Source organism: Azospirillum endophyticum (assembly GCF_016595245.1).
GTDB lineage: Bacteria > Pseudomonadota > Alphaproteobacteria > Azospirillales > Azospirillaceae > Azospirillum > Azospirillum endophyticum.
Genome location: NZ_JAENHM010000035.1, coordinates 213,369 through 234,558 on the forward strand (window position 1 = coordinate 213,369; position 21,190 = coordinate 234,558).

Below are 21,190 nucleotides of genomic sequence, written 5' to 3' on the forward strand. Positions count from 1 at the left end.
GTTTCGGGTATCATGCGCGCCTCTCGCATCCGCCCCTGCATCCGGACCAGGATCCCATGGTTGACACCGCCCTGCTCGCCCCGCATCTGACCAACGTCCTTCGCGACGCCTTCATCCCGGAGCTGCCCAATCATTACCGCGGCAAGGTGCGCGAGAACTACGACCTTCCCGACCAGGGAGACGGGGCGCGGCGGATCCTGATCACCACCGACCGGCTGTCGGCCTTCGACCGCATCCTGACCGCCCTCCCCTTCAAGGGGCAGGTACTGACCCAGACCGCCCGCTTCTGGTTCGAGGCGACACAGGACATCTGCGCCAACCATGTCCTTGAGTATCCGGATCCCAACGTCGTGGTGGCGAAGCGGCTGACCATCATGCCGGTCGAGGTCGTGGTCCGCGATTACATGGCGGGGACCACCGGCACCTCGATCTGGTCGATGTACAAGCAGGGCCGGCGCGAGATGTACGGCCACGTCTTCCCCGACGGGCTGCGCCAGAACCAGAAGCTGGACGCCCCCATCATCACCCCGACCACCAAGGCCTTCGACGCCGGCCATGACGAGGAGCTGACCGCGACCGAGATCGTCGGACGCGACCTGCTGACCCGCGCCCAGTGGGACGAGGTGTCGGACAAGGCGCTGGCGCTGTTCGCCCGCGGCCGGAAGATGGCGGCGGAGCGCGGCCTGATCCTGGTCGACACCAAATACGAGTTCGGCTTCGACCAGGACGGCAACATCCTGCTGGCCGACGAGATCCACACCCCCGACAGCTCGCGCTACTGGTTCGCCGGCAGCTATCAGGAGCGGTTCGAGGCCGGCGAAAAGCCGGAGAGCTTCGACAAGGACTTCGTCCGCAACTGGGTCGTCGCCCGCTGCGACCCCTACACCCAGGACGTTCCGGAAATCCCCGGCGACGTGGTCCTGGAGGCGGCCCGCGTCTACATCGAAGCCGGCGAGACCATCACCGGCCGCCCGTTCGAGGTGCCGGCCACCGCCGTCCCGGTCCTGGACCGCATCCGCGCCAACCTGGCGCCCTACTTCACCAAGTAACGGAGAGCAGGCTCCATGCGCGTCGCCATCCTCGACGACTATCAGGGGGTCGCCCGCGACCTCGCCGACTGGTCGCAGCTCCCCGACGGCAGCGACCTGACGGTGTTCGAGACGCCGCTGGCAAATCCAGAAGGCGATCCGGACGCGGTGGCGGCGGCGCTGGAGCCCTTCGACGTGCTGGTGATCATGCGGGAACGCACGCCGTTCCCCGCCGCGCTGATCGACCGGCTGCCGAACCTCAAGCTGCTGGTCACCACCGGCGCCCGCAACAACGCCATCGACCTGAAGGCCTGCGCCGCCCGCGGCATCCCGGTCAGCGGCACCCGGATGGTCGGCGCGCCGACGGCGGAACTGACCTGGGGCCTGATCCTGGCGCTCGCCAAGCGCATCCCGGCCGAGGAGCGGGCGCTGCGCGAGGGCCGCTGGCAGACCGGGCTGACCGGCGATCTCGGCGGCAAGCGGCTAGGGCTGGTGGGGCTGGGCAAGCTCGGCGGCAAGGTCGCCAAGGTCGGCCAGGCCTTCGGCATGGAGGTGGTGGCCTGGAGCCCGAACCTGACCGACGAACGCGCCGCCGAAGCCGGCGTGACCCGCGTCGGAAAGCACGATCTCTTCGCCGGCTCCGACGTGGTCAGCGTCCATCTGGTGCTGGGCGAGCGCACCCGCGGCGTGGTGGGTGCGGCCGAGATCGGCGCGATGAAGCCGACCGCCCTGTTCGTCAACACCTCGCGCGCCGGGCTGGTGGACGAGGCGGCGCTGGTCCATGCGCTGCGGCACGGCCATATCGGCGGCGCCGGCATCGACGTTTTTCCCATCGAGCCTCTTCCGGCTGACAGCCTTTGGCTTAACCTTCCCAACACCGTGCTGACGCCCCATCTGGGCTATGTGACGCGGGAGAATTACGCGGTGTTCTACCGCGACGCCCTGGAGGACATCCTGGCCTGGACGGCAGGCTCACCGGTGCGGCTGCTCTCTCCCGCCTGAACGAGCAACAGGGATGGAGGGTGCCGGTGAGTCCGACGGATGGGATCGGCGGTGGTCGGAACGGTTTCTGGACGAGGGTGAGCCGGCATCATCTGGGCATGCTCGTCGGGCTCTCGGTGATCGCCGGCCTGTTGTTCGGCTTCGTCGAATTGGCCGGCGAAGTGATGGAGGGCGAGACCTCCGCCTTCGACAAGCGCATCCTGCTGGCGTTGCGCGATCCGCTGAACCCCGACCAGCCCGGCGGTCCCTGGTGGCTGGCCCGGGTGGCGCGCGACATCACCTCGCTCGGCAGCACCACCATCCTCGCCATCCTCACCGTCGCGACGCTGGGCTTCCTGCTGCTTCTGCACAAGCGGGCGGCGGCCCTGCTGGTGCTGGTGTCGGTCGGCGGCGGCGGGACGCTCAGCACCGTGCTGAAGATGCTGTTCGACCGCGCCCGCCCCGATCTGGTGCCGCATGGCGACGAGGTGATCTCCGCCAGCTTCCCCAGCGGCCACGCCATGCAGTCGGCCGTGGTCTACCTGACGCTGGGCGCCCTGCTCACCCAATTCGTCGAGGGACGGCGGACCAGAGCCTATCTGCTGAGCTGGGCGATGGTGCTGACCCTCATCATCGGGTCGAGCCGCGTTTATCTGGGCGTCCATTGGCCGACCGACGTGCTGGCCGGCTGGAGCGTCGGCGCCGCCTGGGCGGCTCTCTGCTGGATGGTCGCCGAATGGCTGCAGCGCCGCGGCGCCGTCGAGCAGGACCGGCCGGAGACGACCGTCGGACGATGAGGGGCAGGGCATCGAGGGGCGGGACGGCTCCAGGGGCTAGCCGCGCAAAAGGTCGACAAGCGGGTTGAATACGGCTGCTTGCCCGCCGATAGTGTCGACCCTACCCCTTTCGGATCAGGCCGCACCATGCCGAACGGCACACTCGACCGCGAAACCCTCGAAGCCGTCGGCGTCCTCGCCCGGGCGGTGGAGCGCGAACGGGTGCCCGGCGTGCTGGAATGCCGCCTGCTGGCGAACGCCCTGAAGCGCACGCTGGACAGCGGGCAGGAGCGCGAGCTGACCGAGGCTTCGCGCGTTTTCCGCACGCTCGACAGCGACCTGCGCGAACGCATCGTCGCCCGTGCCCGGGTGGAGGCCAAGGAAACCCGCGCCCAGGCGAAGGCGGTCGAGGCGGAGGTCATGTCCGCGGATCGGGAGGTGGTGACCCAGGAGATGCCGGCACTGCCCGCCCGACGCATTTCCGAGCCGAAGGGCGGCGCCGGCAGCAACTTCCTGGCCGCCCTGAACGGTCTGCGCCCGGCCGCCACTTCCGGCAGCCGCGGTGCCGCCCGCGACCGCCTGCGCGCCGCCGTCGACTCACAGCGCCGCGTCGGCCGGCGGGTGGAACCGACGCTGGACTAAGACCGGCGCCGAAAAGTTTCGACTTTTCGGCGCTGATACGGCCGCGACGGCGGCCGCGCGGGCACATGCCCGCGAAGCCAAGGCCCGCGGAAGCGGGTCGCCCGGCGTCTGAGGGGCCGGAAAGTCCCGGCCAAAGGTCGGAACTTTCCGGCATTGGTATAAGACCGGCGGTCATCGATGATGACCGCCGGTCCCGGGTCAGCGGATGAAGAACTGGACCGGGACCACCATTTCGATGCGGTCCTTCGCCATCTCCTCCGGCGGGGCCGGCAGGGGGGAGGCGCGACGGACCATTTCCACCGTCTCCTCGTCCAGGGCACTGAAACCGGAGCTGCGGTCGAGCTGGACCGACAGCACGCGTCCTTCGCGGTCGATGGTGAAGCGGACCTGGGCGACCCCTTCCTGACGGCGGGCCTGGGCGGCGCGCGGGTAGCGCTTGTGGCGCTCCAGATGGCTCAGCACCCGGCCCTGCCAGCTCGGCACCGCCCGGCTGGGCGCGGCGGAGGGGGCCGGCGCCGCCGGTGCGGGAGCCGGGGCGGGGGCCGGCGGGGCGGCGACCGGAGCCGGCTGCGCCTGCTGGACCGGCTGGGCGACCGGACGCGGCGGCTTGGGCTTCTCCGGCTTGGGCTTCGGCGCTTCCTTCTTCACCTCGGGCTTGGGCTTCGGCGGTTCCGGCGGCGGCTTGGGCAGCACCACCTCCGGCTCGACCACCGGTGGCGGTTCCGGCGGCGGTGGCGGTTCCTCGACGACCGGTTCGGGTTCGGGCGGCGGCGGTTCGGGAAGCGGTTCGATCACCGGCTCGGGCATCGGTTCCGGCAAGGGGATGTCGATGGCCGGTGCCGGTTCCGGCGGCGTCACCGGAAGCGGCGCCAGTTCCAGCAGGACGGCCGGCGGGTCGGCATCCGTCGGCGCGATCGGCACATGCCAGGCGACCATCGCCACGCCGGCCGCCGCATGGACGCCCAGCGCCAGCATCAGGCTGCCGCCCCAGCGGAAGGCGCCGCGGGCCGGACGCTCGCCGCCGTCGGCGGACCAGTCCGCCGCATCATGGTCGAAGGCCGCACTCATGGGGCCGGCGCCGCTTCCAGCCCGACGAGGCCGATCTTCAGGTAACCGGCGGCCCGCAGGCTGTTCATCACCTCGGTCAGCGCACCGTAGTCGACGGTCTTGTCGGCACGCAGGAACACGCGCTGGGTCTTGTCGCCATGGGTCGCGGCGTCCAGCGCCGCCCCCAGCGCCTCCTTGGTGGTCGTGGTCTCGCCCAGCGACAGCGTCTTGTCCGCCTGGATACTGAGGAACAGCGGCTTGTCCGGCCGCGGCGTCGGCGTGGCGGTGGACGCAGGCAGGTCAACCGGCACGTCCACCGTCGCCAGCGGAGCGGCCACCATGAAGATGATCAGCAGGACGAGAACGACGTCGATGAAGGGGGTGACGTTGATCTCGTGGGTTTCGGTCAGTTCGTCGTCGTTGCCGGAGCCGAGGCGCGCACCCATCGCCGTCACTCCGCCGCGGATTTGCCGTGCGCCTGCCCAGCATGGCCCGGCGATCCATGACCCTGGGCTGCATGGGTTTGCGGCCTCGGCAGCGCATGGCGGTCGATGTCGCGGCTCAGCAGGCGCAGCACCGCGGCCGATGCGTCGGTCAGCTGCGCCTTGTGCCCGCCGATGGCGCGGGTACAGGCATTGTAGACCACCACCGCCGGGATGGCGGCGACCAGGCCGATGGCGGTGGCGAGCAGCGCTTCGGCGATGCCCGGCGCCACCACGGCGAGGTTGGTGGTCTGCGCCTTGGAGATGCCGATGAAGCTGGTCATGATGCCCCACACCGTGCCGAACAGGCCGATGAAGGGGCCGGTCGAGCCGATGGTGGCGAGGATGCCGGTGCCGCGCGCCATGCGCCGGCCGGCCGCCGCCTCGAGCCGCTCGAGCCGCGAGGCGGCGCGGTCCATCAGACCGTCGCGCGAGGGCGCATCGGCCGACAGGTGGGTTTCGGCGACCACCGCGCGGACCAGCGCCGCGGCGGTGCCCTGGCTGAAGCCGACCCGCTCCGCCGCCTGCGACAGCGAGCGCGCCTCCTCCAGCATCGCCAGCGCCGACCGCGCCTTGCGTTTGGCCGAAGACAGTTCCACCGTCTTGGCGATGGCGATGGTCCAGGTGATGACCGAGGCGAGCGCCAGACCCACCATCACCGCCTGCACCACCGGGCTGGCGGTGATGAACATGCCCCAGGGCGACAGATCGTGCGGCAGGGAGGCGAGCACCGCGGCCGCGTTCGGAACAGCCTGCGCCGCCCCCTGGACCGCCTCTTGCCCCACCGGCGCGGCGGCGGCGGGAGCCGCTGCCTCCTGCGCATGGGCGGCGGCGCCGGCCATCAGAGCCCCGGCACCGGCAAAAGCGGCAGCCAGAACAGGACGGTGGCGAAACGATGTCGGCATGGCGCTCCAACTCCCCTCGGCGCGTGTCCGCCACGCGCGATGCAAAAACCCGACTGGCCCCGAAGCGATGCCTCCGGAGCGAACCCTCACGCGGTTATAATGCGAATGAGTCGCACTCGCACTGAAAATCGACCGCCGCCTGCGGGGATTCTTGCGTTTTTTGTGGGAATTATACCGGGTTTGACCGCGGTTCCGTTGGGTTGGCCAACATTATCGGGGCTTGGAAACACCGTCGCGATCAAGTGCGAACAATTCTCAATACCACCATTCAGCCATGCTGTCGCGGAGAATTTCAGCCGATCCCTGCCGATGCGACCCGATGCCGCGCAACCTTATGGCCTCCCCTGCGGTTGAACCACCGGTCGAGAGAGCGATGGGGAGGGTGCAATGGGTCGCGTGTCGATTGTGGAGGAGACGGGCAGCTTCCGGCTGGTGGCCTGCGACGGCCGTTTTGCCGTGGTGGAGGCCCGGGCAGGACGGGTCTTCGGCATGCCGCAAGACCCCGATGGCCGCCGCGACGGCGCCGTGGACACCTCCGACGGCATCGAATCCGTCGCCCGCTGGGCCGGGGAGGACGAAGCGCGGGCGTTGATGCGCGAGCTCTGCCAGCGTGGCGACCAGCTGGCCCAACGCATCTGGTGATCCGGCCGGCGCCGCCCGCCAACCGACGCTGGCGCGCCGCCCGCCCGATCGGGTCTACTTGCCGCTGCTGTGCAAGGCGACGGAAGCATGACGAACGACCTCAGGAACCGCGGACTCGACGCCTGGGCCGACTTCCTCGAAACCCTCGGCCACGATACGCTCGACCGCCTGCCGGCGCTGACCGTGCCGGAGGTGCGGTTCCGCGACCCCTTCAACGACGCCTGCGGGCGCGACGCGGTGCGCGCGGTGCTGGCCCGCACGCTCGACGGCTGCCGCGACTTGCGCTTCACCGTCACCCACCGGCTGCCCGCACCCGATCTGGCGATCCTGCGCTGGCGGTTCGAAGCGATGGTGACCGGCATCGGCCGGATGGACGTCATCGGCACCAGCGAGGTACGGCAGGCCGGCGACGGCCGGGTGGCGGAGCATGTCGACCACTGGGATTCCGGCGAGCATGTCTATCTGCGCCTGCCCTTGCTGGGCGCGCCGCTGCGCATTCTCCGGCGGCGGCTGGGAGCGGTGCCGGGGGCGGTTCAGCCCCTCGCCGGCCGACGGAAGCGCCAGAGTCCGACGTCGATGGTCCCGGCGCGGAATCCGGCCTCGCAATAGGCGAGGTAATAGTCCCACAGCCGGCGGAACCGCTCGCCGAACCCCAGCGCCGCCACTTGCGGCTCGGCCTCCAGAAAGCGTCGCCGCCACTCCGCGCAGGTCCGGGCGTAGGAGGCGCCGAACGTCTCCACATGCTCCACCACCAGCCCGGCCCGTTCCGCTTCGCCACGCAGGGCTGCCGGGCAGGGCAGCAGGCCTCCGGGGAAGATGTGGCGCTGGATGAAGTCGCAGTTGCGGCGGTAGCGTTGAAACCGGGCGTCGTCGATGGTGATCGCCTGCACCACCGCCGCCCCGCCGGAAACCAGCCGGTCGCGCAGGGCGGTGAAATAGCACGGCCAATGCTCCTCCCCCACCGCCTCGATCATCTCGATGGAAACGATGCGGTCGAAGCGGCCGCCGGCATCGCGATAATCCATCAGCCGCAGATCGACCCGGTCGGCCAGTCCGGACCGCGCGACCCGCTCGCGGGCGAAGGCCAGCTGCTCCGCCGACAGGGTCAACCCGACGACCGAGGCGCCGCAGCGGCCGGCCAGATGCTCCGCCATGCCGCCCCAGCCGCAGCCGATTTCCAGCACCCGGTCGCCGGGCCGAAGCTGCAGCAACGCGGCGACGCGGGCGGTCTTGGCGTCCTGCGCCTCCTCCAGCCCCTGCCCCTCCCGCTCGTACAGGGCCGCGGAATAGGTCATGCCGGGGTCGAGCCACAGCCGGTAGAAGGCGTTGCCCAGGTCATAGTGGAAGGCGATGTTGCGGCGGCTGCCGCGACGGGAGTTGGCATGGCTGCGGTGGAACAGCCGGTTGACCGCCGCCATGGCGGCGCTGCCCTTCAGCCCGCCGCCCAGCGCGGCCTCGTTGCGGATCGCCAGCTCGATCAGCGCCGGCAGATCGCCGCTGTGCCACAGCCCGTCGCCATAGGCCTCCGCCATGCCGACCCCGCCGCCCAGCAGCAGGCGCCGCGCCGCGACCGCGTCGAGCAGGGTCAGGTCGGCGCGCGGCCCCCGCGCCGGGTCGCCGACGCACATCGTCCGCCCGTCGGGCAGGCGCAGGGTCAGCTCGCCCCGGCGGATGCCGCCCGCCATCCTCGCCAGGGCACCGGTCCACAGGTCGCGGCCGGTCACCAGCCGCAGCCACCGGGGGTGACGTCGGGGCACGGTCGCGGCGATGTCGGTCATGGGTGGAAAGCCTTCTCGGGAACGGGCAGGAACGGGCCGCGGCGTTGGTTCAAGGATCGGCGCCCTTCACGCCGGCGCCTTTGACGATGGTCACCGGCTGCGCCGGGGCCGGCGGACGCGGGCGGATCGCCAACCCCTTCCGCCAGAGATGCAGCGCCTCCCAATGGATAGCGGCAACCACCTTGGCCGTCATCAGCGGATGTCGGATCCAGGCACCCAGGATGGCCCCGTCGGTCAGCTCCACCCGCGTCGCGGTCAGTGCCGCATGCAGCACCGGTCCCGCCGCGTCGGTCTGGCGAATCGACACCGCCAGCGGCTCTCCCGCCTGCCCGCCGGGCGGGCGGATGCGGAAATGATAGGTGGTCTCCATGTCCAGGAAGGGCGAGACGTAGAAGCCCTTGTCGCAGCGCTGGCGCACCAGCCCGTCCGGCCCGGGCGCTGCCGGGATCAGATAGGCGTGGCGCTGGCCGAAGGTGTTGGTCACCTCATGGATGACGGCGGCGAGCGATCCGTCCCGGCGGTGGCAGAACCAGACGCAGAGCGGGTTGAAGACGAAGCCGAGCACCCGCGGGAAACACAGCAGCCGGACCGCCCCGCCCCCCTCGATCCCGGCCGCGGCGAGCTGGCCTTCGGCCCATCCCTTCAAGCCGGAGCCCGTCCCGTCCAGCGGCCCGAAGTCGCGGTCTTGGAAGCCGAGCAGCCCGAGATGGTTGTGGGCGAACAGCCGCAGCTCGCGGTCCAGCCGGGGAAGCTCGTCCAGATCGGCCAGCAGGCTGAACACCCGGTAGGACAGGCGGTGCCGCACCGGCTTGACCCGGTGATGCATCACCGTGCCGACATAGAGGCCGGAGGCGAAGCGCCGCTCCTCCATCACGCGGATTCCAGTTCGGCGGCACGGGCCGCCGGCATCGCTCCCAGATGGATGCGGCCGGATGGGTCCGGCACCGTCCAGGGCCGACGCAGGCCGCCCAGCGCCTCCGCCACCGCCAGCCCCGCCTGCGCCCCGTCCTCGTGGAAACCGGCGCCGAAATAGGAGCCGGCGAACCAGGTCCGCTGCCGGCCCTGCAGGCTCCACAGCCGCTTCTGCGCCGCCAGCGCCGCCATGCCGAAGATGGGATGGTCGTAGAGCGCGCTGCGCAGGATGCTGCCCTCGCGCGGCGGGCGGACCGGGTTCAGCGTGACGAACAAATCGCGCTCGCGCGGCAGGAAACCCTGCAGCCGGTTCATCCAATAGGTGACGCACACGGCGTCATGCCCGCTGTCGTTCCCGTCGCCGGTCCGCTCGGCCAGATAGTTCCAGCTCGACCACACCGCCCGGCGCTTGGGCATCAACCCGGCATCGGTGTGCAGGATGGCGAGGTTGCGCTCGTAGCCGAAGGCGCCCAGCAGCCGGCGCTCCTCCTCTCCCGCATCCTCCAGCAGGGCCAGCGCCTGATCGGCATGGGTGGCGAGCACGACATGGTCATGGGTGCGCACCGCTCCGCGACGGTCACGCAGCAGGACGCGGCCCTGCTCGCGGGCAATCCCCTCGACCGCGCAATTCAGGCGCAAAGCGCCTGGCATGTCGGCCAGCATGCGCTCGACATAGCTGCGGCTGCCGCCCTCCACCGTGCGCCAGACCGGCCGGCCCCTGACCTTCAGCAGACCGTGGTTGTCGCAGAACCGGAGGAAGGCGGCGGCGGGATGGTCGCGCATCGCCTCCGCCGGGCTGGACCAGATCGCCGCGGCCATCGGCAGCAGATGGTCGCGGACGAACGCGTCGGAATAGCCGCCGCGGTCCAGGACGTCCCCCAGCGTCAGCGTCTCCGCCACCGGATCCGCCAGCAGCCCCGGCGCCTCGCGATAGAAACGCAGCAGGTCGGCGATCATCCGCCAGAAGCGCGGGCGCAGCAAATTGCGCTTCTGCGCGAACAGGGTTGCGGGTGAGCTGCCGGCATACTCCACCCGCCCGCCGTCCAGCGAGGCCGAGAAGCTCATGTCCGTCGCCCGCGTCCGCACGCCGAGATGGTCGAACAGGGCGACAAGATTGGGATAGCAGGGCTCGTTGTAGACGATGAAGCCGGCATCGACCGGGCCGGCGCCGTCGGCCTCCACCGTGTTGGCGTGGCCGCCCGCCCGGTCCTCCTTCTCGTACAGGGTGACGCGGTGCGCCTTCGACAGCAGCCAGGCCGCCGACAGCCCGGCGATGCCGGCACCGACCACCGCGATGTCGAGCGGGGCCGGGAAGGTCGATTCGGGCGGAGAAAGCGGCATCGGGCGGCCCTGTTGGGAAGTCTGGTCGGGAGGTCCCGGCGGTGTCCTGATCCGTACCCTACCCGAAATGGCCGGAGGCGGCGTGTGATCGAAGATACGGCGGCCGATCACGGACGGATCATCGCCGCACCCGCGCTTTCGGGCCGTCCGGCGAAATGCGCCGAAGGCCGGCGGCGAAAAGACGCGCAGGCGGTGATCCGAAGCGGAGGCGCCGGCGTATCCTGGCCATGATCGCCCCCTTGGCCTCCCTTCTGACGCATGCCGCCGGCCCGGACCGGACAAGCACCGGGCCGGGTGGCGCGCTGCCGGGTGGCGCGCTGCCCGCCGGTGCCTGCGTCGATCCGGCCGCCGATCCGGCCGCCGATCCGGCCGCCGATCCGGCGGCACGGCTATCCGCCGATCTGGTCGCGGTGGCGGCGGGCGACCGGGCGGCCTTCGCCCGCCTGTTCGCCCATTTCGCCCCGCGGGTGAAAGCCTACATGCTGAAGCTCGGCCTGCCGACGCAGCGGGCGGAGGATCTGGCGCAGGACACCATGTTGTCGGTGTGGCGCAAGGCATCGCTCTACGACCCGGCGAAGGCCGAAGCGGCGGCCTGGGTCTTCACCATCGCCCGCAACCTGCGCATCGACGTGCTGCGGCGGGAACGCCACCCGGAGGTGTCGGACGACGAGTTGCTGGAGCATGAGGACGACGGTCCGCGTGCCGACGACCTGCTGGACTGCGACCGCCGCGCCCGCCGGCTGCGTGGCGCACTGGCGTCGCTGACGCCGGAGCAGGCGGAGGTCGTGCGGCTGTCCTTCTTCGCCGACCTCGCCCATCCGGCCATCGCGGAACGGCTGGACGTGCCGCTGGGCACCGTGAAATCGCGCCTGCGCCTGGCGATGGCCAAGATCCGCAAGGCGCTGGGAGACGACGACCGATGACCGATGCCCAAGCCACCGCCCGCCCAGCCGTCCTGCCGAACCACCACCCGAGCGATGCCCTGCTGGTGGCGTATGGCGCGGGCTGCCTGGGAGAGGGGCTGTCGCTCGCCGTCGCCGTCCATCTCGCCCATTGCCCGGACTGCCGCACCGTCCTGGCGGAGGTGGAGGCGCTGGGCGGCGCCCTGCTGGAGGATTTGCCGCCGGCTCCGCTGGAAACCCTGTCGCTGTCCGCCACGCTCGCCCGCCTGGACCGGGAGGAGGCGCCGGCCAATCCCTGCACGGCCGCACGCCTCAGGCCGCCGCGGAGCAGGACCCCTTTCCCCGCCGCCCCTATCGCCGCACCCGATCCCCTGCCGGTTCCAGCCCTGCCGCGGCCGTTGCGCGCCTATGTGATGTCGACTGCCGGACTGGACGGGCTGGCTTGGCAGCGCCTTGCCCCCGGCGTGCGCCGGGTGGAACTGCTGCCCCGCACCTCGTCGGGTGGGGCAGCCCAGCTTCTGCGCATCGCCCCCGGCACCGCCCTCCCCCATCACGGGCATGGCGGGCTGGAACTGACCATGGTGCTGAGCGGCCATTTTTCCGACGAACTCGGCCGCTACGGCCCCGGCGATCTGGCGGAGGCCGACGGCCATACCCGCCACCAGCCCATCGCCGACAGCCACCGCGACTGCATCTGCCTGATCGCGACGGATGCGCCGCTGCGCTTCACCGGGCTGATGGGACGGCTGATGCAGCCCTTCATCGGCCTGTAGGCTCAGCGCGCCGCGCGCTCACGCCACCGCGGCCATCGGCGCCAGACCTTGCGTCAACCGCTCCACCTCGCGGTCGAACGCCTGCTGGTCGGTGTCGGAGAGGTCGAACTTCACATGCAGCCGGCCCTGCCCGCCGGACTTGATCCGGGCGGCGAGCGGGCGGGAAACCCCATCGATGCGCAGGGTCAGCGCACCGCCGGTCACGTGGTCGGGGACGCCGGTCAGCATGGCGCCGCCCGCCGACAGGTTGGCGACGGCGGCCCGCATCGGGCCGGCGCCGGCGACCTCCAGCCCGCAGCCGACCGACAGGGCGAAGCGCGGGCGGCGGCGGCGGTCGACGTCGGCGGTGGCGGTGCGGACCACCCGGATCAGCATGTTGCGCAGGGAGTCGATGCCGCCGGCGACATCGGCGGCGACCGCCCGCACCTCGTCGGCGCGGCTCTGGGTGCCGTCGGCTTCGGCGGAGACGCGGCCGATGCGCAACGAAACCTCCTTCGCCGCGTCGCTGGTCTGGCTGACGGAGCGGGCGATCTCCTGGGTCGCCGCCGCCTGCTCCTCCACCGCGGCGGCGATGGAGGAGGAAATCCCGGCCACTTGGTCGATGGTTTCCGATACCTCGCCGACGGCACCGACCGCCGATGCCGTCACCGTCTCCACCTCGGCGATCAGCGAGCCGATCTCCTCGGTCGAGCGGGCGGTCTGGCTGGCGAGGCTCTTCACCTCGTTCGCCACGACGGCGAAGCCGCGCCCGGCATCGCCGGCCCGAGCCGCCTCGATGGTGGCATTGAGCGCCAGCAGATTGGTCTGGCTGGCGATGTCGCCGATCAGACGGGCGACCGCGCCGATGCGCTCGACCGAAGCCGACAGCCGTTCGATGGTGGATTGGGCGAGCCCGGCCCGTTCGACCGCGCGCCCGGTGACCCGGGCGGCGGCGGACACCTGCATCCCGATGTCGCGGATCGAGGCCGACAGTTCCTCCGTCGCGGCGGCGACGGTTTCGGCATTGCCCAGGGCCTGTGCGGCGGCGACCGCGACGCTCTGCGCATTGTCGCTGACCTGCACCGCCGACATGGCCATGGCACCGGCATTGCCGCTCATGCGCGCGGTCCGCTCCGCCACATGGTCGACGGCGACGCGGGTCTCCCGCTCCACCTTCTCCGCCATCGCCTCCAGCGCTTGGCGCCGCTCCTCCTCGCCGCGGCGGCGGGTCTCCTCCTGGTCGGCGCGCAGCCGGGCATTCTCCCGCGCGCCTTCCCGGAAGATGCGGACGGTGTCGGCCATCTGGCCGATCTCGTCCCGGCGCTCCGCCAGCCCGATCCCGACATCCAACTTGCCGCCGGCAAGCGCCGCCATGGCGCCGCGCAGCCGCTCCATCGGGCGGATCATCGCCGCCTCCAGGAACACCACGCAGGCCACCGCCATCAGCAGGATGGCAAGCCCGGCGCCGGTCAGGGTCGAACGCAGCCCGTCCGCAGCCTCCCGCACCGCCTCGATGCCGCCGGTAAGGTCCTTCAGCCGGTCCGCGCTGACCGCGACCACGCTGGCGCCCAGCGCTTCCAGGCTGTCGCCCATGGCGTCTGCGACACCGTCGAACTGGCCCATGATCGGGTTGCCGGCCGCAGGACCGCCGTCGACATAGGCCTGAGCCATGCGCCGGCCCATGTCGTAATAGGGGGCGAAGGCCTTGTGGGTCCGCTCGATCTCGATGACCACCTGGGGCAGGTTCAAAGCCCGCGCCAAGTCCGTGGCCCTGGCGGTGTTCTCCTCGAAACGGCGGGCATAGTCGGCCGCCTTTTCCGGGCCGTCGTTCATCCCGTCCAGCCCGCGGGTGGCGGAAACGTCGGTCAGCCACTGCTGGGTCTGCACCACGTCGAACCGGATCTCCGCGACCAGCGAGACGAGGGGGATGACCCCGCCGACCACGTCGCGCGTGTTGCGCTGGACTTCGGAGAGGTGGTCGGTCTGCCGGCCCATGTCGCGGATGGTGAGGACGGAGGACAGGCCGACCGCGGCGAAGACGAATACCGCCACTGCCACCACCTTTGCCCGGATCGAGATGATGTGGAGAATCTTGCCGGCAGCCATCATGATTATGACTTCAATGGTTAAGAGTAAGAACGATCGACAAAAGTCGAATACTGAATAATATAGTACTCATAAATCACATTGATGACGCAAACAGCGAACATGACGAAGTGGTGCGTCATTTAGTCGCGCTTTTTATTCAGAAATACTGCAATTGTCTTTTGGAAATAAAGCAGTTTGTCAAAGCATGTTCTGTTGCCTTGATGGTGACCAAAAATTTTGTCCACCCGGATCCGCTCGCTCCATCGTCGTTCCCGCGATGGGCTGGAACCCTGATATTTCCAATGCTTGGACCGGAAACCTGGCTCCCCCTCCCTCGAGCCTGTGAAGAAATCGAATTTATAGGAGAAAGCTCTGATCTGGCAGGCGTGCACATCTCCCACTCGTCATCCCCGCGGAGGCGAGGAACCAGGATTTCCAACACAAGTGCTTGTGAAGACTGGATTCCCGCCTTCGCGGGAATGACGGCCGAGGGAAGCGCAGGATGCGATCCAACGCGACGTGGTTCGAACTTGAGGCTTCTCTCAGCGAGTCACCGATTTCTTCACAGACTCCCTCGCGGGAATGGATGACGGCGCAGGACCGTGGCCTTGGGGCTTGGCTTCGCGCGCATATACCCGCGCAGCAACCGTCGCGACGATAGCAGGGGCAGAAGTCGGGACGTCCTGTCCCTGCCATCAGGCCTCGGCGTGCTCCACCCCGGCCTCGGCCATCGGCTGCAAACCGGACGACAGCGCGTCCAGGGTGGCATCGGCAACGGGCCCCAAGGCTTCGGTTAGCGGATCGCCGGCCGGCCAGTTCCCATCGCCCTGCGCCCGCTGCTCCAGCAGGGAGGCCAGACGGCTCAGGCGCACGGCACCGATATTGGCCGCCGTTCCCTTCAGGGTGTGGGCGATGCGGACGAGCGGCACCGCGGCACTCTCCCCAGGCTGCCCGACCACATCCCGGACAGCCGCATTGCGGATGGCGGCCACGCCGTCGGCCACGGTTCGCCGGAAGGCGGTCACCGTCTGCACCCAGGCCTCGTCGCCGATGACCGCGCGCAGGGAATCGGCCTGTCCCACATCCAACAGGGGCGCCGCGCGCCAAAGCCCCGCCTCCGGCACGGCGGATGGCGCCCAGGCACCGGGTTGCACCGGGGGGAGCGGTGACGGAACGGCCGCCGCGCGCGAGCCGGCCACCGTCGCCAGCACGTCGAACAAATCGGCCGATACGATGGGCTTCGTCAGATAGGCGGTCATGCCGGCGGCGAGATATTCGGCACGGTGGCCCGGCATGACGTTGCCGGTCAGCGCGACGATGGGAAGGCCCGCGGCCTCGCCCGGCATGGCGCGGATGTGCCGGGTGGCGGTGACCCCGTCCATCACCGGCATCTGCACATCCATCAGGACGAGGTCGAAACCGCCCTCCTCCACCAAGCGTACCGCCTGCAATCCGTCCTCCACCGCCGTCACCCGGTGGCCGGCGCGGTGCAGCATGGTGACGACGATGTCGCGGTTGATCTCGTTGTCCTCGGCCACCAGCACATGCAGGCCGGCCGACGGCCGCGATCCCGCGCCGGCCGCCGTCACCGGTTCCGGTGCGCAGGGCACGGTGAGCACCCCGGCCGACGGGTCGGCGGCGGGTTGGCAGCGGATGGTGAACCAGAAGGTGCTGCCCTTGCCCTCGGTGCTCGTCACGCCGATGCGCCCGCCCATCAGCGTCACCAGTTCGCGGCTGATCGCCAAGCCCAGCCCGGTGCCGCCGAAGCGCCGCGTGGTGGAACTGTCGGCCTGGGTGAAGCGCCGGAACAGGGTCGGTTGCACATCCTCCGGGATGCCGATTCCGGTGTCGGCCACTTCGAACCGCAGAGAGAAGGCGCCGTCGGGCGCCACCTCCCCCTCCAGCCCGACCCGCACGGCGACCCCGCCGCGGTGGGTAAATTTCAGCGCATTGCCCACCAGATTGACCAGCACCTGACGGATGCGGCGCAGGTCGGCGCGCACGCGGTCGGGGACGGCGGCCGCCACCTCCCGCGTCAGGATCAGGCCGCGCCCGCAGGCGGCCGGCTCCAGCAGGTCGATGCTGTCGCCCAGAACCGCGCGCAGTTCGAAATCGATCGGCTCGACCTCCGCCTTGCCGGCTTCCAGCTTGGACAGGTCGAGGATGTCGTCGATGATCTGCAAGAGCGCGTTGCCCGACCGGTTGGCGACGTCCAGGAGCTGGCGCTGCTCCTCGTTCAGGTTCGGTCCCTCCACCAGGGCCAGCGCGCCCAGCACGCCGTTCATCGGCGTGCGGATCTCGTGGCTCATAGTCGCCAGGAACTCGCCCTTGGCGCGGTTGGCCTGGTCGGCGGCCTCCTTGGCACGGCGCAGGCTGGCCTCGATCTCGCGCTGGGCGGTGACGTCGCGCAATGCGCCGGTGACATAACGCCGGTCGCCCTCGCGCCAGCCGGCCAGCGTCGCCTCCAGCGGAAACTCGCTGCCGTCCTTGCGGCGGCCGGTCAGTTCCCGCATCTCCGACCGCGGGACGGCGCTGTCGCTCTCGCGGTAGGTCGCCAGCAGCCCGTCATGCAAAGCGCCGACTGCGCTCGGCATCAGCCGGGTCATCGGCCCGCCCACGACGTCGGCCGCGCGATAGCCGAACAGCCGCTCCGCCGCCCGGTTGAAGGCGTCGACGGTGCCATGCTCGTCGATGGTGACGATCGGCTGGCCGACGGCCTCGAACATGGCGCGGTAGCGCGCCTCGCTGGACGCCAGCCGGTTGGCCGCCAGCTCGCGCTCGGTGATGTCGGTGGCCGAGCCGCGATAACCGCAGAACCGTCCGCCCTGATCGAAGATCGGACGACCGCTGACGCTGAAATAGCGCAGGCCGGCCGCCGTCATCACCCGGTAACGGAAATTCCGGAACGGTTCCCGCCGTTCCATCATCCGGCGATGCTGCTCCCATTTGGCGCCATCCCCGGGTTCGCGCAGCGCCACGTCCTCCCGCCGCATGCCGAGCGGCAGGGTGCCGCTGGCGATATGGGGGACCAGGGGGCCGGCGAGATGGGAGAAGCGCAGGTCGGCGTCCATTTCCCAGAACCAGTCGGAAGCGGTTTCCGCCTGGTCGCGGAACCGCTCCTCGCTCTGGGTCAGTTGCCGGGCCAGTGCCGCGAGCCGTGCCGTCTGCCGCGTCGCCAGCAGCGCCATGCCGACCAGGATGACGCTGCCGGAGACGGCCGCCAGCAGATAGACCTGCTGCCGCCGCCGGGTGTCGGCAAGGAAGGACGCCTCGTCGAAGGCCACGGTGACGACCAGCGGATAGGAGGGCAGCATCCGGAAGGACTGGAGGCGCTGAATGCCGTCGATCACGCTGGCGCCGCGCAGGAACCCGGTGGGCTGGCGGCGGGCCATCACCAGCATCGGCGACTCGCCGACATCCCGGCCGACGATGCGGTCGTTCATCAGCGAGCGGGCGCGTAGGACGCCATCCGTGCCGGTGATCGCCACCGCCCCGTTGGGGCCGACGTCCAGCTCCTCCAGCGAGCGGCTGAAATAGAAGGGATCCATCGAGGCGACCAGGACCCCGGCGAAGCTGCCGGCGCGGCTCTCGATGCGCCGCGTCAGCTGGATCGACCATTTGCCCGACGCCCGGCCGAATACCGGCTTTCCGATGTAGAGCCCGACGTCCCGCCTGTCGGCATGGACGCGGAAATGCTCGCGGTCGGCCAGATGGACGCGGGTCGGCGCATCCTCCACGCTGGTATGGACGAGGTCGCCCTGCTCGTCGATCACCGCCAGCTGGACCAGGATGCCCGACCGCTCCACCGCCTGGCGCAGCATGTCGGGGAGACCCGGGGTCCAGGCGTCGCCGTGGTCATGATAATCGTCGATCAGGAACTGCAGAATCTGGTCGGCCTCGGCGATGGTCCGGGTCGCCTGCTCGGCGACCACCCGGGCGAGGTTGCCGCTGTCGCGCTCGGCCCGCGCCAGCGCCTCGGCTTCGTCGTAATGGGCAAGCGTCAGGGCGGCAGCCCACAGCACGGCGGCGATCGCCAGGATCGCGGTCCAGATGGCGGCGATGAAGCCGTGCAGGTGAAGGCGTCCGCCCATCAGCGCCGCTCCCCCGTTGTTCCGGTTCCGCCGCCGGCCGCATGCCGGGCTCCGCCGGCGGCGAGCGCCGCCACCCCGCGCGCCAGCCGCGGCAGATCGACTGGCAGCGGCAGCAGCAGGTCCGCCGGCCCGCCGGCACCATCGCCACCGGGGCCGGTGCCCTGCGAACCGTAGAGCACGCAGGGCAGATCCGGGCGAAGGGCCTTCAGACGCGCCGCCAGCGCGGCGCCGGCGGGAAGCGCGCTCAGCCCCGGGCCGATGACCAGCGCGTCGAAGAAGCCCGGCTCGTCGGCGACGACGTCCAGCGCATCGCGGAGATCGTCGCAGACCGAAACCTCGAATCCCTGCCGTTCCAGCCCGGCCTGAAAGCGATCGCCGGACGCCGGATCGGCGTCCACGACCAGAACCTTGTATGCCGGCGTGATGCAATGCTTCGACGGCGGGCGCAGATGCGCCGGAAAGGCCGCCGGCCCCGACTCCGGCGGCAGCGCGGCGGGAATATGGAACCGCACGGCCACGCCTTCCGCCGGGTGGGTCAGCAGGCTGAGACCCCCGTCAAGGCGCCGCGCCGTCGCCAATGCCGCGGGCCAGCCTCCCATCTCATCCTGGTCGGCCTGGCCGCGGCGGTAACAGGTGCGGGCGGACAGCAGGGGATCGACCAGGGCGGCCAGCACCTCGTCCGTCGGCGGTGGGCCGTCGATGCGCAGTTCGAACAGGGCGTGAAGCCCGGCATGCGGCGTCAGCAGCGGGCGGACGGTCCAGCCGGCATCGGCCGCATCCCCGTACTCGTCATCGCCGCCCACCTGACCCGCTTGACCCGCCCGAAAGGATCCGTAGGCGGCGGTCCGCAGGCAGAGCCGGGCCTCGCCGCCCCGGCCGGTGGCGGCAAGGATCTCCGCCGCCAGACCGGCCAGCGTCCGGGCCAGCAGATCGGCGTTGCAGATGGGGTCGGGCGTGCCGGCGTCATTGCGCACGGCGAGGCTGCCCGGCGGCGTCGGAACCTTGCGCAGGATCGTCGCGGCCTCGTCCAGCACATGGGCGGCCCGCTCGGTCTTCAAGGGGACCGGCTCCATCCTGGCGGCCGACACCAGTCCGCGGAGGCCGGGGCGGACGCGGTCGACCGCCGTGACGACCCGGCTGGCATAGTCGGCCTGGGGCGAACCGGACGGAAGGTCGCTGACGAGAAAGTCGGCATAACCGGCGACCGCGCCCAGCGCATTGTTCATGTCATGGACGATGGCGCCGGCGAGTTCGGCACGGGCATCCATCGCCGCGATCTGCTGACTGCGCAACCTTTGGGACATCTGCCGGTCCTTTTCCCGCAGCGCCTCCTCCAATGCGGCGATGCGGACGGCATCCGCTTCGGATTTCCCCACTGCCGAAGGGGTCGGCGACGATGCCGGGCCGACTGCCGCGTCGGGCCGCTGCAGCCCCTCCCGGCCGGAGGATCGGCGGTGCGCTCTCCGAACCGACAGAAGCATCAGCCCGGCCGCGGCACCGCTGCCGGCGGCCAGCAGCGGAAGCGCCCAGGGGATCGCATCGCGGACCGGGTCGAGCGCGGACAGGAGCAGGACCGCCGCACCGCCCAGCGCGGCGAGCACCGGCGCCGCCCGGCCGCCGGCCGGGCGGCCATCGGACACGGGCGAAGCCGACGGCACGGCCGGCCGGGACGGGAAAGGGTCGGATGGGCTCATCGGCGACTCGCAATACGGGCGTTTGCGGCTGCGCCCGTCTCTGCCGCGCTGGGCGAAGGCATATGACCGGACGAAGGGATCCTAGCAGAAAGGAAGGGAGCATGCTGCTGGGAGCAGCCCTATACGATCGTCCCGCGCCGGTCCCGCCCCGGGTTCAGCCGCCGGGATCGACGACGGGCAGGATGCTCCGACGCCATGGATCAGGGCGACGCCACATCGAGACTGCGGGAAAGCAGGCCGGCCTGCTGGGCACGGCGCACCGCATCGGTACGGTTGCGGGCGCCCAGCTTGCGCAGGATGCGCCGGGTGTGCAGCTTGACCGTCACCTCCTGGAGGCCGAGATTCCGCCCGATCTCCTTGTTGGTGGCACCGGTGGCAAGCATCGACAGCACCTGACCCTCCCGGTCGGTCAAGGGGGACGACGGCGCCCCTTCACCCTCCGACGCCGTTCCCTCGGCCTCATCCGCTTCGTCGACGTCGAGAGACAGCTCGGTCATGTGCATCAGGTCGAGCGCCACGCATTTCGGCACGAAGCTGCCGCCTTCCGCCACCAGACGCAGGGCCTGGGCCAGGACGCGGCGCGGCGTGGTCTTCGGCAGGAAAGCGTCGGCGCCGCAACGCAGCACCTCCAGGGCGGTCAGCGAGTCCTCCGCCCCCGTGACGACCGCGACCGGGCCCTGGATGCCCGAGCGGCGGAGCACATCGATCGGATTGCTTCCCTCCGCACCGGGCATGCGCCAGTCCAGAACGATCAGGTCATAGCGCATGGCAGCGGCGGCCAAGCCGTCAGCCGCCTCTGTCGGCAATTCCAGAAGCGATCCGATGCATCCGACCTCCGCGTCGGGCCATGCCTGACGGACCGACAGCTCAAGCGCATCCCGAAACAGGGGATGGTCGTCCGCGACCAGAATCTTCATCGACCAGCCTCCGCCACCCTCGGCAACCGCTCACCCCATGGTATCGTTAATCTCCTTTATACCTTCCGAAATCTTAAGTTTTCGTGGCTTCTCCACATTTCACGCCGGTCATATTTCCGCCTCCGCATCGGATCCCACCTTGCGGCGACCACGGGATGAGCAACTGTCTTGTTCATGGGTTGGCTGGAATGGCAGCCAGTGCGTCGCGGACC

General features: G+C 70.4%; 18 protein-coding genes. 8 read left to right on the plus strand and 10 right to left on the minus strand.

The window, feature by feature from the left end; all coding sequences use genetic code 11:
• The first annotated feature begins 56 nt into the window (after positions 1-56).
• From JHL17_RS12845 to JHL17_RS12860, 4 genes are all read left to right on the plus strand, one after another.
• Positions 57-1,049 carry a phosphoribosylaminoimidazolesuccinocarboxamide synthase gene (locus tag JHL17_RS12845; RefSeq protein WP_200193630.1) on the plus strand — a complete coding sequence of 331 codons (993 nt, stop codon included), beginning with the start codon at positions 57-59 and terminating at the stop codon, positions 1,047-1,049.
• Positions 1,050-1,064: 15 nt separating this feature from the next.
• The gene (locus JHL17_RS12850) at positions 1,065-2,030 is read left to right on the plus strand and encodes a D-2-hydroxyacid dehydrogenase family protein (protein ID WP_200193632.1); all 966 of its coding nucleotides are present in this window, start codon (positions 1,065-1,067) and stop codon (positions 2,028-2,030) included.
• 77 nt (positions 2,031-2,107) lie between these two features.
• Positions 2,108-2,806: a phosphatase PAP2 family protein gene (locus tag JHL17_RS12855; protein WP_345773795.1), complete on the plus strand. Its 699-nt coding sequence runs from the start codon at positions 2,108-2,110 to the stop codon at positions 2,804-2,806.
• A 126-nt stretch (positions 2,807-2,932) separates the two neighbouring features.
• Entirely contained in the window at positions 2,933-3,427 is a 495-nt protein-coding gene (locus tag JHL17_RS12860) for a hypothetical protein (protein WP_200193634.1), read from the plus strand.
• A 198-nt stretch (positions 3,428-3,625) separates the two neighbouring features.
• Here the strand turns inward: JHL17_RS12860 and JHL17_RS12865 are convergent, their stop codons facing one another.
• From JHL17_RS12865 to exbB, 3 genes are read right to left on the minus strand one after another with little or no spacing between them, the layout of a single operon-like run.
• Entirely contained in the window at positions 3,626-4,495 is an 870-nt protein-coding gene (locus JHL17_RS12865; RefSeq protein ID WP_200193636.1) for an energy transducer TonB, read from the minus strand.
• A complete protein-coding gene (exbD, locus tag JHL17_RS12870) occupies positions 4,492-4,920 on the minus strand; it encodes a TonB system transport protein ExbD (protein ID WP_200193638.1) in 429 nt (142 codons plus the stop codon). The genes JHL17_RS12865 and exbD overlap by 4 nt, the downstream gene beginning before the upstream one ends.
• 5 nt (positions 4,921-4,925) lie before the next feature.
• Positions 4,926-5,861 (minus strand): tonB-system energizer ExbB, encoded by a 936-nt coding sequence (exbB, locus tag JHL17_RS12875; RefSeq protein WP_247893501.1) that lies wholly within the window; start codon positions 5,859-5,861, stop codon positions 4,926-4,928.
• Between the two features lie 387 nt (positions 5,862-6,248).
• On the opposite strand from exbB, the gene JHL17_RS12880 reads away from it, so the two are divergent.
• Positions 6,249-6,503: a hypothetical protein gene (locus tag JHL17_RS12880; RefSeq protein WP_200193640.1), complete on the plus strand. Its 255-nt coding sequence runs from the start codon at positions 6,249-6,251 to the stop codon at positions 6,501-6,503.
• Between the two features lie 87 nt (positions 6,504-6,590).
• The gene (locus JHL17_RS12885) at positions 6,591-7,112 is read left to right on the plus strand and encodes a nuclear transport factor 2 family protein (protein WP_200193642.1); all 522 of its coding nucleotides are present in this window, start codon (positions 6,591-6,593) and stop codon (positions 7,110-7,112) included.
• On the opposite strand, the gene JHL17_RS12890 is transcribed toward JHL17_RS12885, so the two are convergent.
• From JHL17_RS12890 to JHL17_RS12900, 3 genes are read right to left on the minus strand one after another with little or no spacing between them, the layout of a single operon-like run.
• The gene (locus JHL17_RS12890; RefSeq protein WP_200193644.1) at positions 7,037-8,281 is read right to left on the minus strand and encodes an SAM-dependent methyltransferase; all 1,245 of its coding nucleotides are present in this window, start codon (positions 8,279-8,281) and stop codon (positions 7,037-7,039) included. The genes JHL17_RS12885 and JHL17_RS12890 overlap by 76 nt on opposite strands.
• A 49-nt stretch (positions 8,282-8,330) precedes the next feature.
• Positions 8,331-9,152, minus strand: a complete 822-nt coding sequence (locus JHL17_RS12895; RefSeq protein WP_200193646.1) for a DUF1365 domain-containing protein — start codon at positions 9,150-9,152, stop codon at positions 8,331-8,333.
• Positions 9,152-10,534, minus strand: a complete 1,383-nt coding sequence (locus tag JHL17_RS12900) for an NAD(P)/FAD-dependent oxidoreductase (protein ID WP_200193648.1) — start codon at positions 10,532-10,534, stop codon at positions 9,152-9,154. Before JHL17_RS12900 ends, JHL17_RS12895 begins: the two co-directional genes overlap by 1 nt.
• Before the next feature lie 227 nt (positions 10,535-10,761).
• Here JHL17_RS12900 and JHL17_RS12905 point away from each other — a divergent pair, with 227 nt between their 5' ends.
• Both JHL17_RS12905 and JHL17_RS12910 read left to right on the plus strand, forming a co-directional pair.
• A complete protein-coding gene (locus JHL17_RS12905) occupies positions 10,762-11,457 on the plus strand; it encodes a sigma-70 family RNA polymerase sigma factor (RefSeq protein ID WP_200193650.1) in 696 nt (231 codons plus the stop codon).
• Positions 11,454-12,209: a ChrR family anti-sigma-E factor gene (locus JHL17_RS12910; RefSeq protein ID WP_200193652.1), complete on the plus strand. Its 756-nt coding sequence runs from the start codon at positions 11,454-11,456 to the stop codon at positions 12,207-12,209. The genes JHL17_RS12905 and JHL17_RS12910 overlap by 4 nt, the downstream gene beginning before the upstream one ends.
• An 18-nt stretch (positions 12,210-12,227) precedes the next feature.
• Here the strand turns inward: JHL17_RS12910 and JHL17_RS12915 are convergent, their stop codons facing one another.
• From JHL17_RS12915 to JHL17_RS12930, 4 genes are all read right to left on the minus strand, one after another.
• Complete coding sequence (locus JHL17_RS12915) at positions 12,228-14,297, minus strand: methyl-accepting chemotaxis protein (protein ID WP_247893502.1); 2,070 nt, start codon at positions 14,295-14,297, stop codon at positions 12,228-12,230.
• 674 nt (positions 14,298-14,971) lie between these two features.
• Entirely contained in the window at positions 14,972-18,367 is a 3,396-nt protein-coding gene (locus JHL17_RS12920; protein ID WP_200193654.1) for a PAS domain S-box protein, read from the minus strand.
• Positions 18,367-20,061, minus strand: a complete 1,695-nt coding sequence (locus tag JHL17_RS12925) for a hypothetical protein (protein ID WP_200193656.1) — start codon at positions 20,059-20,061, stop codon at positions 18,367-18,369. Before JHL17_RS12925 ends, JHL17_RS12920 begins: the two co-directional genes overlap by 1 nt.
• 200 nt (positions 20,062-20,261) lie before the next feature.
• Positions 20,262-20,978, minus strand: coding sequence for a LuxR C-terminal-related transcriptional regulator (locus JHL17_RS12930; RefSeq protein WP_200193657.1), 717 nt, complete (start codon positions 20,976-20,978; stop codon positions 20,262-20,264).
• Between the last annotated feature and the right edge of the window lie 212 nt (positions 20,979-21,190).